The organism is Jannaschia faecimaris (assembly GCF_900107415.1).
GTDB lineage: Bacteria > Pseudomonadota > Alphaproteobacteria > Rhodobacterales > Rhodobacteraceae > Jannaschia > Jannaschia faecimaris.
The window spans coordinates 178,315-191,278 of the sequence record NZ_FNPX01000002.1; the positions used below are offsets into that span (position 1 = coordinate 178,315).

Genomic DNA, 12,964 nt, shown 5'->3' on the forward strand with positions numbered 1-12,964 from the left:
GGTCCATGCGGCGTCAGCCGTGATCCTTCATCAGGCGCGCCTTCTGACGCTGCCAGTCGCGCTTGGCCGAGGCTTCGCGCTTGTCATGGTTCTTCTTGCCCTTGCCGACGCCGATCTTCAGCTTCACCATCCCGCGGTGATTGAAATACATCACCAGCGGCACGATCGTGTAGCCTTCGCGCGCGGTGGCGTTCCAAAGGCGTGACATCTCTCGCTTGGACACCAGCAGCTTGCGGCGGCGGCGTTCCTCGTGGCCGAAAGTCTTGGCCTGGGAATAGGGCGCGATATAGCCGTTCACCAGCCACAGCTCCCCGTCCTTCACCTCGGCGTAGGATTCAGCGACGTTCGCGCCCCCCTGCCGCAGGGATTTGACCTCGGAGCCTTCAAGCATGATACCGCATTCGAGGTCGTCCTCGATCGCGTAGTCGTACCGCGCCCGCCGGTTCTCGGCGATAACTTTGTAGTTCTTGTCTTTGTCGTCCTTGGCCATGCCCTGCCACTTAGGTGCGCAACGGCCCCGTGTCCACGGGCGACAGGCGTGCGGACACCAGGATCGTCGCGACGGCAAGCAGACAGGTAACACCGCCAGCCACGCCCAACGCAGCCAATCCTGCCCCTGCGACAACCCAGCCACCGATGACTGCGCCCAGCGCCGCGCCGACGTATATACACGCGGCATTCAGCGCCAGCGCGACCGGTGCCTGTGTCCCGGCCAGGACGACCAGACGCATCTGCTGTCCCGCGATGAAGCCATAGCCGCAGGCATTCCAGACGAAGAACAGCGCCATCGCCAGCGGCAGTGAGATCGGCAGCAGCGAGAGCAGCGGCATTATCGCGACCTGCAGGCAGGCCAACCCGATCAGCGTGCGCGCCGGACCCAGGCGGTCGGCCACCCAACCCCCTGCAAAGTTGCCCGCCACCGCGCCCAAGCCGCAGACCACCAGCGCCGCCGTGACCCCGTTGCGGCCCAGCGACATCTTTTCTTCCAGAAGCGGAGCCAGATAAGTGAATGGCACGTAGATCGCCCCAAGGAACACGGCCGTGAACCCGATCGCCAGCATCAGCCGCCCATTTCCCAACACCGAGGCGAGGTCCGCCAGACGCACAGGCTGAAACGACAGGCCTGCCGGGACGCGCATCCAGATCAGGGTAGCGCATCCCGCAGCCAGCACGGCAACAAGACCAAAGGCGACCCGCCAGCCATAGGTGTAAGCAATCCAACTGCCTGCGGGCACACCCATCACCTGCGCCAACGTCAGGCCGAAGAAAACCATGGCAAGCACCTTGCCCCGCGCCTCGGGTCGGGCCAATCCAGCGGCCACGGCGGCGGCCACGGGCGTCGTCAGACCAGCCCCCGCAGCCGCCAGCGCGCGGGCGGCAAACAGCGTTTCCTGTGTCGGCGCAAATGCCGACCCCAGCGCCGCAAGACCGAACAGTGCCATCCCAAAGGCCATCACCCGCCTGCGCCCGAACCCTCCCGTCGCAGCGACCAGAATGGGAGAAAGTACGGCATAGGACAGCGCGTAGCTCGTCAGGACCCATCCAGCTTCAGACGGTGTCATCAACAGATCGCGCGCCAACGGAGCCAGCGCACCAATAACAAGAAAGGCCCCCATCCCGATGACGAAATTCGCCGCCGACAGGACTGGCACCAAGCCTCGGGGCAATCCCGAGGCAGTGTCGGGCGTCAATTCAGCAGGCCGGCGTGGCGCAGAGCGTCACCGATTCGGGTCCGCGTGGCCTCGGTCGCGGGGGTGATTGGCAGGCGCACCTCGTCCGAGCATTTGCCCAGCATTGCCAACGCAGTCTTGGCCCCGACAACGCCCGGCTCGGCGAAGATGGCCTCGTGCAGCGGCATCAGGCGGTCCTGAATTTCCAGCGCCGTGGCGTAATCGCCCGCAAGCGTCGCTTCTTGCATCCGGGACAGCATCTTGGGCGCAACGTTGCACGTGACCGAAATGCAGCCGACACCGCCCTGCGCATTGAACCCGTGCGCGGTGGCATCCTCACCCGAAAGCTGGGCGAAGTCCGTGCCACAGGTCATCCGCTGCGCCGACACGCGGGCCAGATCGCCGGTCGCGTCCTTGACGCCGACGATCATCGGCAGCTTGGCCAATTCGCCCATCGTGGCAGGGGTCATGTCGACAACAGACCGCCCGGGAATATTATAGATGATGATCGGGATTCCGATTTCGGCGACCGCAGCGAAATGAGCGATCAGCCCCGCTTGCGTCGGCTTGTTGTAATAGGGCGTCACGACTAGCGCGGCGTCGGCCCCCACGTCCTTGGCAAACTGCACAAGGCGCAGCGCCTCGGCGGTATTGTTCGAACCGGCCCCGGCGATGACCTTCACACGACCTGCCGCACGCCTGACCACTGCGGCGATTACAGCCTCGTGCTCCTCGTGGGTCAGGGTGGGGCTTTCTCCGGTGGTGCCGACGGGTACCAACCCGTGCGATCCCTCCGCGATCTGCCAGTCGACGAGCGCATCAAGCGCCTCGAAATCCACTGCGCCATCTTTGAAGGGCGTCACCAGTGCGGGCATGGAGCCTTTGAACATCGACGCGTCCTCCTTTGATCCGGTCGGAAATTTGGGCGGAACCTAGCCGGGGTTGTCTGCTCTCACAACCCGGTGACTTGTGATGAATCGCATGACTGTTAGTCGTCGGGCAGCCGTTTCCGACCTATGTTTGCGTTCATGATGATCAGACTGTTTGCCGCCACATTGTTCCTTGCCCTTTCGCCGGTGCCCGCCGCCCAAGCAACCCCGGCGCTGACCGCCGGGTTGCAAGCCCTGCGTATCGGGGATGAGGATGCCGCCCGCGCCGCGCTTACCCGCGCGCAGGACCCGGTCGCGCGCGACCTGATCCTGTGGCACATACTGCGCGGCCGGAAAGGCACATTTCGCGAGGCGAAAGCGTTCCTTGGCCGCAATCCGGACTGGCCGGGATTGGACCTTCTACGCGCGCGGGTCGAACTTGACCTGCCATTCATCCTGCCGCCGAACGAAATCGTCGCGTTCTTCGATCAGGAGGCCCCGCGAACATCGCGCGGGGCGCTGATGCTTGCGATCGCGCAGAGGGCGCTTGGAGAGGTCACCTCCGCCGAAATCGTCGCTATCGATACGTGGTTGACGATGGCGATGCCGGCATCTTCCGAGGACGGGTTTCTGGAGGTCTTTGGCGACATCCTGCGCCCCTTCGACGCCGTGCGACTTGATGCGATGATCTGGTCCGGAGATATCCAGTCCGCCGAGCGGACGCTGACCCGCGTATCTGGCCCGGAAGCCGCCCTCGCCCGCGCCCGCATCGCGTTGCGCGACGACCGCGACGGGGTCGACGACTTGATCGATGCGGTGCCCGACGCGCTCCGCGCGCATCCCGGATTGGCCTACGAGCGGTTTCGCTGGCGGCTCAACCGAGGCCGGACGGACGATGCGCTGGAACTGCTGTATGCCTATGACGAGAGCGCCGACACGCTGGCCGCGCCGTCCATCTGGGGGAAGCACCGCGACCGGCTGGCCCGCGGATTGATGCAGGATGGTCGCCCAGCGGATGCCTACCGCGTCGCCGCCAACCATCACCTGCCGGACGGCGATCGGGATATTGCGCCGAACGAATGGCTGGCGGGGTACGTCGCCTTGCGATTCTTGAATCGACCCGGCGATGCGGCTGCGCATTTCCGCACCTTCGACGCCAATGTCGCCTCGCCCATTTCCAAGGGGCGTGCCGGTTACTGGCTGGGCCGGGCGCTGGAGGCGAGTGGCGACGCCGCGGGGGCGGTCGCTGCCTACGCTCAGGGGGCGCGTTACCAGACCAGCTTCTACGGTCAGCTTGCCGCCGAGCGCGCGGGCCTGACCGCCGATCCGCTGCTGACCGGGACCGAGGTGTTTCCCCCGCTGGCCCAGACCAGCTTTGCCGACAGCACTGTTCTGGCCGCCGCGCGCCTGCTGGCCCGGATCGGGGAGCGGGCGCTGGCCGAACGCTTTATCGCCCACTTGGCGGAAAGCCTGCCACGCGCGGAAATCGGCACGCTGATCAACATCGCGCTGGACGAACTGAACGACCCGCACATCGCTCTTCTGACGGCCAAGCGCGCGGCCCAGGACGGGCACGAGTTGCATCGCGGGTATTTCCCGGTCACCGATCTTGCGAGCCGTGCCAGCCCGGTGGCCCCGGAACTGGCGCTGTCCATCGCTCGCCGCGAGTCCGAATTCGACCCAGTCGTGGTGTCCGGTGCAGGGGCGGCTGGCCTGATGCAGCTTATGCCCGGAACCGCACGAGAGATGTCGCTTCTGCTTGGGGAGCCTTATCGCCAGTCAGCCCTGACGCGCGATCCGCTCTATAACGCCCGACTCGGCACGGCCTATTTGGCCGAGCTGGAGTTCGAATTCGGCTATTCCCCGATTCTCGTGCCGGCGGCCTACAACGCGGGACCAAGCCGCGCCCGCAGATGGGCGGCGGAGTTCGGCAACCCGTCCGACCCAACCTTGGACGTTATCGACTGGATCGAGGACGTGCCCTTTTCCGAAACGCGCAATTATATCATGCGCGTGTCGGAAAGCCTGCTGCCCTACCGTGCGCAGTTGACCGGCAATGTCGGCGAAGTGCGCCTGCTTGACTGGCTGAGAAACGGCTACGGCGACTTGGCGCGAAGCCAGGGCGGCTAGTCCGCAACCCTTGCACGCCAAAGCGTGAACAGCCCCGCCGCCATGACGATGGCCGCGCCCAGAACCACATGCGTCTCAAGCGCTTCGCCGAAGATCGTGACGCCGATCAGGGATGCGAATACAAGTTGAAGATAGGCGAAGGGCTGCACAACGCTGGCCTCCGCCACCTCGTAGCAGCGGATCAGAAGCCAGTGCCCGGTCGCCCCCGACACGCAAAGCGCGGTCATCCAGCCCCAGTCACCCAAGGTCATCGGCTCCCAGAACCAGATACCGACAAGCGTGACCGCGATCGCGCCCACCGTGCCCGTCCAGAAGAAGCTGGTCGCCGTGGTATCGCGCCGGGCGACGTAGCGGGTCAGCAAACCATAGAGCGCGAACATCAAGGCCGCCGTCAGCGGTACAAGCGCGGCGGGGCTGAAAACACCTGCCCCCGGTTGCAGGATGACCAGCACGCCAACGAAACCGACACCGATGGCCGCCCACCGCCGCCAGCCGACCGACTCCCCCAAGACCGGCCCTGACAGCATCGCCACCAGCAATGGATAGGCCGCGAAGATGGCGTGGCTTTCGACCAGCCCCAGCAAGACGAAACCAGCGACCATCACGCAGATCTCCGCCACCAGCAGCACGCCACGAAACGCCTGCACCCATGGCTGCGACGTGGCCGCCGCCGCGCGAAGCCCCCCGGCCTTGCGCGTGGCGACGGCGATCACGAAGGCGGCAAAGAACCAGTAGCGGATCATCACCACCATCAGCACGTTGTATTCCCCGGCGAGATGGCGCGAGAACCCATCCTGCACGGCGAAAATGAAGGTGGTCACCACCATCAGCCAGATGCCCAACCGGTCGCCCGTCATCGCAATCTACCCTTTGTCATGTGCCGTTTTCGCCCATACCCCTGAACACGTTCCACCGCGAACCCTGCCGCGGCCAGCGCCTGCCGCACATGTCCCGCGGCCGTATAGGTGGCAAACGTCCCGCCGGGTGCCGTGTGCCGCGCCACCTCGCCCATCAGGTCGGCCCCCCACATCTCCGGATTTCTGGCAGGCGAGAAACCGTCCAGAAACCAGGCATCCGCCCGACCGCTCCAGTCGGGAAGCGCCCGGCGCACATCGCCCATGATGATCTCGACATCCATGTTCGGCAGGGCGACGCGCGCACCCGGCCATTGATCCAGCAACGCGGTCGCATCGAACTCGGGGAAGGCGGCAAGCGCGCGTGCCATGTCGTCGCGCGCCATCGGGAACGCCTCGAAAGATGTAAAGCGCAGCCGCCCCTTCCCCGTCCACGCGGCAGCGGTCACCAGCGCGTTGAGCCCGGTCCCGAAGCCCAGCTCCGCGATATGGAATCCGTCGCACATTCGCGCGGGCAAGTCGTTGCCCCGCAGGAACGTGTGCCGCGTCTCTTCGGGGCCGGAGGCGAGCGAAAAATACGGGTCGTCGAATGCAACGGCCACCGGGGTTCCGTCGCGCCATTCCAGATCCGGAGAGAGGTTTATGTCCGTCATCGCCTGCCCTATGCCCTTGGTCGGACAGGACAGGAAAGGCCGAAGTTTGGCAATCGACGTGACGATCTATGGCGCGGGCGTCTTCGGGTTGGGCTGCGCCTGGGCGCTGGCGCGGCGCGGCGCGCGGGTGCGCGTGGTCGATCCGGCGGGCGTGGGGGCCGGAGCCTCGGGCGGGATCGTGGGCGCATTGGCCCCCCACGTGCCCGAGCAGTGGAACCAAAAGAAGGCGTTTCAGCTCGACAGCCTGCTGATGGCCGAAAACTGGTGGGAGGCGGTCGCACAGGTCGGCGGCGGTGCCCCGGGGTATGCCCGCACCGGACGCCTGCAACCGATCGAGGACGAAGCCGCCCTGACCCGCGCGCAGGGCCGCGCCACCGGGGCCGCCACCCTCTGGCAAGGGCATGCAACCTGGACCGTCGAGGACGCCCCCGAAGAATGGTCGCCCGGCACGGCTCAGGTGATCCGCGACACGCTGACCGCGCGCATTCACCCCCGCCGCGCCTGCGCGGCGCTTGCCGAGGCGGTGCAAGCTCTGGGCGGGAAGATCGTGCCCGACGCCACCGCAGAAGGCATGATCCTGCATGCGACCGGTTGGCAGGGGCTGTCCGCGATGCAGGACGAAAAGGGCCGACCTGCCGGTAACGGGGTCAAGGGTCAGGCCGCGCTCCTGCGGCTCGACCGGCGCGACCTGCCGCAACTCTATGCCGACGGCCTGCATATCGTGCCGCATGCAGACGGGACGGTTGCCTTGGGCTCCACTTCCGAGCGGGATTTCGAGCATACGGACACCGATGCGCAGCTTGACGACATCCTGACCCGCGCCCGTGCCGCCGTGCCCGCATTGGCCGGTGCCGACGTCATACAGCGTTGGGCCGGTGTGCGCCCGCGCGCCCGCTCCCGCGCGCCGCTCCTCGGACATTGGCCGAACCGGCCGGGCCACTTCATCGCCAACGGCGGCTTCAAGATCGGCTTCGGCATGGTCCCCAAGGTCGCCGAAGACATGGCCGACCTGATGCTGGATAACCATGACGCCATCCCGCAGCCGTTCCGCTCCGATACCCTTGCGCCGTGGGCAAACGGGGATTAGACGCCCCCATCGCCCAATCGGGCCATGTCTCCGACCACCATGTCAAAACGGGTTACTTGAATGCGTCTTCTTCCCCCCATCCTCGCGATGGCTCTCATCGTCGTCGCCGCCAATATCGGCGTCCAGTTCATCATCGCCGACGGCTGGCTGACCTGGGGGGCGTTCACCTACCCCCTCGCCTTCCTCGTAACGGATATCTCCAATCGCCTGTATGGACAGCATGCCGCCCGAAAAGTGGTCTTGGCCGGTTTTGTCGTGGGGATTGGCTGTTCGCTGATCGGAACGCAAATCATGGGCGAGTTCGGCCCACTGGTGACCCTGCGGATCGCGCTGGCATCGGGGCTGGCGTTTCTCGTGGCGCAACTGCTTGATCTGGCTATTTTTTCACGGCTTCGCGACCGGGATTGGTGGGTGGCCCCCTTCACCTCTTCGGTGGTCGGGTCGGTCGTCGACACGGCGCTGTTCTTCACGATCGCCTTCGCAGGTTTCCTCGCATTTCCAGCGTCTTGGGGCGACGTTTCCTGGGCGCAGGACGCGACAGTTGTGGGCCCGTTGTGGGTTGGTCTGGCACTTGCGGATTGGGTGGTGAAAATCTCGATCGCGCTGCTTGCGCTGGTGCCATTCCGTGTCATTACGACCAAGTTTGCACAAAGGGTTGCGTAAAGGGTCTTGACCCACACAAAATCTGTGCCAACCTCCTACCTGTGAAACCCATTGAAAGGAGGTGATCCAGTGTCAAGAAAGATAGTGGAGAAGATGGTCGGGACAACTTCGGGGATTCGCGTCTAGGGCAGCCCTTAAACGTTTGAAACCGTTGAGGTTGATGCGTCTAACCGACCACACCTCCTGATACTTTCGGAAGGCCGCCCTCTGTATTTGGGGGCGGCCTTCTTTGCTTCTACCCCCTGCCAAACGACGTATGATCCGGGTATGTTTCACGGGTGATCCACGTCCTACGTTCATCAGATCCAAGGCCCGCACCATGCCCCTGACCGTGACCCCGACCATCGAGATCCAGGACTGGGAACTGACCGAGCACTTCGTGCGCGCGGGCGGGCCGGGCGGACAGAACGTCAACAAGGTGTCGTCGGCGGTGGAGTTGCGATTCGAGGCGGAACGGTCGCCGTCGATCCCAGGCCCGGTCAAGGCGCGGTTGCGGCGGCTGGCCGGGCGGCGGTGGACGAAGGAGGGGGCACTGATCTTCCAGGTTTCCGAGGAACGCTCGCAGGCTCGCAATCGGGAGATTGCGCGGGACCGGCTGGTGGAGTTGATCCGCGCGGCCACCGTGGTGCCCAAACGGCGGGTAAAGACAAAGGTGTCGCAAAACCAGAAGCGCAAGCGAGTGGAGGCGAAGAAGAAACGGGGGGAGATCAAGGCGCTGCGACAAGGACCGCTCTGACCGTTCCGACCGGGGTGGCACCCGAAGTGGCACCGCGCGGCAACCGCACGATGCCGGGTGTCTTGGCCGGGTTTCGGGGCTCAGGCGTGCGCCGGGACGTAGCTTTTGGAGGCGTCGTGCGCTTTCTTCATCGCCGACTGCGCCTCCGCCGCGGTCATGAGCTTGGTCGTCATCATGCCGCCGAACGCGCCCGATGCGCCGAGCGCCAGGACAGACGCGGCAATGGCCTCATCGTCCGGAGCCTCGACCAGCACCATGACGTCTTCGCGCCCGAAGCAGAAGAACAGGTGATGCATCTTCACACCGGTGGCATCGAAGAGCTTCTTCGCAGGACCGGTCCGATCCTGCGGCTTGTCGACGAGAGCCTTGACGGCTTCTGCGGTGTACTGACCCTGAAGCATGTAAAACGGCATGATATTTCCTCCCAAACGTTGCGTGAAACATGCGGAACGGCGGATCACGCAACGGGTCCGCCAAACTAAAGGATACCACATTTCGGGTGCCCAGAGTCCGGGTTTGTTCGGACGGGGGGCAGCGAGACAGCGATCGGTGCGGAATCGGTGATCGGCGCGGCGAAGAGGACGCGAAGGGGACTACGGCGCTCAAGAGTGGGGTGGAGAGTTGTGGGCGGTGTGCGCTTGCAGCAAGCACGGCCCCGACGCGGCCATGCCTTGGCCCGCGCAACGAACCGGGCACTCCGAGCGCACGGCGCACGATCAGACCGGGACTCGGCTTTTTCGCGTCCTTGGGGCGTCTGGTTTCCCCGCTGACTGCGCGTGTTGGTTTCCCGCCCTTGCGGAACGGCCCGGACGCGCCGGCGAAGGAGCAGGCCTTCCACCTTGCGTCGCTTGTTATGCCGAGACCGTGGTTTCGTCGCACGGGTCGATATTGAACACCGGCATCGCTGACGCTAGACGGACGCGACCTGACATCCCGGAGGCCTCGCATGTCCATCGACAAGGAAACCGCGCGCCGCGTGGCCAAGCTGGCCCGCATCGCCGTCCCCGAAGACCGGCTGGAGCCGCTCGCCGGTGAATTCAACGCCATTCTCGGCTTCATCGAGCAGTTGCAGGAGGTCGACGTTGACGGCGTGGAGCCCATGGTCTCGGTCACGCCCCAGCGTCTGAAACGGCGCGAAGATATCGTCACCGACGGCAATCAGGCCGAGGCCGTTCTCGCAAATGCCCCCGATGCCCGCGAAGGATTCTTCGCCGTGCCGAAAGTTGTCGAATGACCCAGTTGACCGATCTAACCATTGCCGGTGCACGCGACGCGCTGCGCGCCGGCGACACCACCGCCGCCGAACTGACCGACGCGCATCTGGCCGCGATCGAAGGCGCAGGCGCGCTCAACGCCTTCGTACACCACACACCGGAAATCGCGCGCGCGCAGGCCACCGCCGCCGATGCGCGGATCAAGGCCGGGGATGCGCCCGCCATGTGCGGCATCCCAATCGGCGTGAAGGATCTGTTCTGCACCAAAGGCGTCGCATCGCAAGCGGGGTCGCGTATCCTTGAGGGGTTCAAGCCCGAGTACGAATCGACCATCACGTCACAGCTTTTCGACGCGGGTTCCATCATGCTGGGCAAGCTCAACATGGACGAATTCGCCATGGGGAGCAGCAACGAGACTTCGACCTACGGCAACGCGGTGAACCCGTGGAAGGCTGGAAATTCCGACGCGGCCCTCACGCCCGGCGGCTCCTCCGGCGGGTCGGCTGCCGCGGTGGCCGCAAGGCTTTGCCTGGGCGCGCTTGGCACCGATACGGGTGGCTCCATCCGACAACCGGCCGCCTTCACCGGCATCACCGGGATCAAGCCGACCTATGGACGCTGCTCCCGCTGGGGCGTTGTGGCCTTCGCCTCCTCGCTGGATCAGGCCGGACCGATGACGCGCACGGTGCGCGACAGCGCCATCATGCTGGCCGCCATGTCGGGCCACGACCCAAAGGACAGCACCTCCGCCGATCTGGCCGTGCCGGATTTCGAGGCGATGCTGACGGGCGACATCAAGGGTCAGGTCATCGGCATCCCCCGCGAATACCGCATGGACGGCATGCCAGAGGAGATCGAGACACTCTGGCAGGACGGTATCGCCATGCTCAAGGATGCGGGGGCCGAGATCCGCGACATCTCCCTGCCGCATACGAAATACGCGCTGCCCGCATACTACGTGATCGCGCCCGCCGAAGCCTCGTCGAACCTTGCGCGCTATGACGGCGTACGTTTCGGCCACCGCGCCAAGCTGAGCCAGGGCGATGGCATCACCGAGATGTATGAAAAGACCCGCGCCGAAGGCTTCGGAGACGAAGTTCAGCGCCGTGTCATGGTCGGCACGTACGTTCTGTCTGCGGGGTTCTACGACGCCTATTACAACCGCGCCCGCAAGGTCCGCGCGCTGATCAAGAAGGATTTCGAGGATGTCTTCGCCGACGGCATAGATGCCATCCTGACGCCCGCGACGCCATCATCGGCCTTCGAATTGGGCGCAATGAAAGACGCCGACCCAATCCAGATGTACCTCAACGATGTGTTCACCGTGACCGTGAACCTTGCAGGCCTGCCCGGCGTGGCGGTTCCGACGGGCCAGGACAAGCGCGGCCTGCCGATGGGCCTGCAACTGATAGGCAAGCCTTGGGAGGAGGGTGCCCTGCTGAATGTCGCACAATGCCTTGAGGATCGCGCGGGCTTCGTGGCGCAGCCGAGCAAGTGGTGGTAAGCCGTCCGAAACTGAAGTCGAGGCAGATATGCAAACGACCACAATGATCATCCGTGGCCTCGGGGGCCTTGCCAGCGTCGTCCTGCTCGCAGCTTGCCAGCCGACGGTGCCCGACAGCGGCGCGCGCGGTGCCGGGTTCGACAGCCCCTCGCAAGTCGCTCAGCGGCGCGAGGCCCTGCTCAGGGGGCAGACACCGCTGCGGCCGTCCGCCACTGTGCGTCCGCCGGCACCCGGCAGTGTGTTTGCCGGCACCAGCACGACGCAGCCTGCCCCCGCCGCGTCCGAGGCGGAAGACCTTGCCAACCAGACCCGCATCGCGCTTGGACGTCCGACAACGGACTCCGCGACCGGCGCAGGGGGCCCCGCCGCCCTTCCCGACTCAAGCCAGACGAGCGCGGCCGACCTGAATCTCGACCGCGACAACCCGACAATCAGCAGCGAACAGGACTTCGCCGCCGTATCGGCGCAGCGTGACATCGAGGCCGACGCCGAGCGTTTGCGCGCCGCGCGCCAGCAATACCAACTGGTCACCCCGACCGAATTGCAGCGCCCCGACTCGACCGGGCCGAACATTTTCGCCTACGCACTCGGGCCCGCAAAACCGGTGGGTACGCAGGGGGCCTATCGCCGTGGTCTCAGGGCTTCGGAAAACCGGGCTGCGGCGAATTGCCAGAATTATCGCAGCGACGACATCGCGCAGGAAGACTTCCTGGCCTCCGGTGGGCCCGAGCGCGACCGGCTGGGCATCGATCCCGATGGCGACGGCAACGCCTGCGGCTGGGACCCGGCGGTCGTCCGACGCCTTGTCCAGAGCCAGTAGCCCTGCGTCGCGCGTGACCCTCGATATCCGCGATTGCCCCAGCCCAAACCACGGCCCCCGCAAGGGGGGCGTTACCGAACCCGACCTGATCCTGATCCATTACACCGCGATGCAAGGGGGACCGGGTCCTGCGATCAAGCGGCTCTGCGATCCGTCGACCGAAGTTTCCTGCCACTATGTCGTGGGCGAGACGGGGGATATCGCGCGGCTCGTTCCCGACGACCGCCGCGCATGGCACGCGGGCGCGGGCCGTTGGGGGGCATCGGAGGACATCAACTCCCGCTCCCTCGGGATCGAATTGTCGAACGACGGTTTCTCGCCGTTTCCCGCGCCGCAGATGGAGGCACTCGACGCGCTGCTCCACGACCTGCTCGACCGGTATGGCATCGAACCGGAAGGCGTCATCGGCCACTCGGACTGCGCACCGGGACGCAAGATCGATCCCGGCCGCCGTTTCGACTGGCGCAGGCTTGCACTCCGGGGTTTGGCCGTCTGGCCCGAGACCGCGACCGCCGCGACCGAGACGTTCCGCGATCACGCGCGTGCCTTCGGGTTCACCGCCGACGTGGACGAAGACACGCTCCTCTCGGCCTTCCGCCTGCACTTCCGCCCCCAGGCGAGAGGTCCACTCGACAATATTGATGCCGGAATGGCGCGCGACCTCGCCATTCGCTTTCCGGCCTGAGCCTTCCCCTTGTAAAAAATATCCCCGCCGGAGGCTCCTACGCCCGAACCGGTACACCATTTCCATTGACGCACTGGCG

14 protein-coding genes are annotated in these 12,964 nt (G+C 65.4%); 8 read left to right on the plus strand and 6 right to left on the minus strand.

Going from position 1 to position 12,964, the window contains the following annotated elements; translation table 11 throughout:
- Positions 1 to 13: 13 nt before the first annotated feature.
- Genes smpB through dapA form a run of 3 tightly spaced genes read right to left on the minus strand, consistent with a single transcriptional unit; the run spans position 14 to position 2,560 of the window.
- A complete protein-coding gene (smpB, locus tag BLV27_RS03665; protein ID WP_092642560.1) occupies positions 14 to 490 on the minus strand; it encodes an SsrA-binding protein SmpB in 477 nt (158 codons plus the stop codon).
- A 10-nt stretch (positions 491 to 500) separates the two neighbouring features.
- Positions 501 to 1,667 carry an MFS transporter gene (locus tag BLV27_RS03670; RefSeq protein WP_170831342.1) on the minus strand — a complete coding sequence of 389 codons (1,167 nt, stop codon included), beginning with the start codon at positions 1,665 to 1,667 and terminating at the stop codon, positions 501 to 503.
- Positions 1,668 to 1,687: 20 nt separating this feature from the next.
- Positions 1,688 to 2,560 carry a 4-hydroxy-tetrahydrodipicolinate synthase gene (gene dapA, locus BLV27_RS03675; RefSeq protein WP_092642566.1) on the minus strand — a complete coding sequence of 291 codons (873 nt, stop codon included), beginning with the start codon at positions 2,558 to 2,560 and terminating at the stop codon, positions 1,688 to 1,690.
- A 138-nt stretch (positions 2,561 to 2,698) separates the two neighbouring features.
- Between dapA and BLV27_RS03680 the strand changes: the two genes are divergently transcribed.
- Positions 2,699 to 4,669: a lytic transglycosylase domain-containing protein gene (locus tag BLV27_RS03680; RefSeq protein WP_244504520.1), complete on the plus strand. Its 1,971-nt coding sequence runs from the start codon at positions 2,699 to 2,701 to the stop codon at positions 4,667 to 4,669.
- Here the strand turns inward: BLV27_RS03680 and BLV27_RS03685 are convergent.
- On the minus strand, positions 4,666 to 5,526 hold the full coding sequence (locus BLV27_RS03685) for a DMT family transporter (protein ID WP_092642569.1): 861 nt from the start codon (positions 5,524 to 5,526) through the stop codon (positions 4,666 to 4,668). The two genes, BLV27_RS03680 and BLV27_RS03685, sit on opposite strands and share 4 nt — an antisense overlap.
- Positions 5,523 to 6,176, minus strand: coding sequence for a tRNA (5-methylaminomethyl-2-thiouridine)(34)-methyltransferase MnmC2 (gene mnmC2 / locus BLV27_RS03690; RefSeq protein WP_092642572.1), 654 nt, complete (start codon positions 6,174 to 6,176; stop codon positions 5,523 to 5,525). Before mnmC2 ends, BLV27_RS03685 begins: the two co-directional genes overlap by 4 nt.
- A gap of 10 nt (positions 6,177 to 6,186) precedes the next feature.
- On the opposite strand from mnmC2, the gene BLV27_RS03695 reads away from it, so the two are divergent.
- The 3 genes from BLV27_RS03695 to arfB all read left to right on the plus strand — a co-directional run bounded on the left by BLV27_RS03695 (position 6,187) and on the right by arfB (position 8,662).
- Complete coding sequence (locus BLV27_RS03695) at positions 6,187 to 7,263, plus strand: NAD(P)/FAD-dependent oxidoreductase (RefSeq protein WP_092642575.1); 1,077 nt, start codon at positions 6,187 to 6,189, stop codon at positions 7,261 to 7,263.
- 60 nt (positions 7,264 to 7,323) lie between these two features.
- Positions 7,324 to 7,926 carry a queuosine precursor transporter gene (locus BLV27_RS03700; RefSeq protein ID WP_092642578.1) on the plus strand — a complete coding sequence of 201 codons (603 nt, stop codon included), beginning with the start codon at positions 7,324 to 7,326 and terminating at the stop codon, positions 7,924 to 7,926.
- A gap of 319 nt (positions 7,927 to 8,245) precedes the next feature.
- Positions 8,246 to 8,662, plus strand: coding sequence for an alternative ribosome rescue aminoacyl-tRNA hydrolase ArfB (gene arfB, locus BLV27_RS03705; RefSeq protein WP_092642581.1), 417 nt, complete (start codon positions 8,246 to 8,248; stop codon positions 8,660 to 8,662).
- Positions 8,663 to 8,742: 80 nt separating this feature from the next.
- On the opposite strand, the gene BLV27_RS03710 is transcribed toward arfB, so the two are convergent.
- Entirely contained in the window at positions 8,743 to 9,075 is a 333-nt protein-coding gene (locus tag BLV27_RS03710) for a GYD domain-containing protein (protein ID WP_170831343.1), read from the minus strand.
- A gap of 533 nt (positions 9,076 to 9,608) precedes the next feature.
- Here BLV27_RS03710 and gatC point away from each other — a divergent pair.
- From gatC to BLV27_RS03730, 4 genes are read left to right on the plus strand one after another with little or no spacing between them, the layout of a single operon-like run.
- Positions 9,609 to 9,896 (plus strand): Asp-tRNA(Asn)/Glu-tRNA(Gln) amidotransferase subunit GatC, encoded by a 288-nt coding sequence (gatC, locus tag BLV27_RS03715; RefSeq protein ID WP_092642587.1) that lies wholly within the window; start codon positions 9,609 to 9,611, stop codon positions 9,894 to 9,896.
- Positions 9,893 to 11,380 (plus strand): Asp-tRNA(Asn)/Glu-tRNA(Gln) amidotransferase subunit GatA, encoded by a 1,488-nt coding sequence (gene gatA / locus BLV27_RS03720; protein WP_092642590.1) that lies wholly within the window; start codon positions 9,893 to 9,895, stop codon positions 11,378 to 11,380. The genes gatC and gatA overlap by 4 nt, the downstream gene beginning before the upstream one ends.
- Positions 11,381 to 11,408: 28 nt before the next feature.
- Positions 11,409 to 12,200 (plus strand): hypothetical protein, encoded by a 792-nt coding sequence (locus BLV27_RS03725; protein WP_244504521.1) that lies wholly within the window; start codon positions 11,409 to 11,411, stop codon positions 12,198 to 12,200.
- A gap of 13 nt (positions 12,201 to 12,213) precedes the next feature.
- The gene (locus tag BLV27_RS03730; RefSeq protein WP_244504522.1) at positions 12,214 to 12,885 is read left to right on the plus strand and encodes an N-acetylmuramoyl-L-alanine amidase; all 672 of its coding nucleotides are present in this window, start codon (positions 12,214 to 12,216) and stop codon (positions 12,883 to 12,885) included.
- Positions 12,886 to 12,964 lie beyond the last annotated feature (79 nt).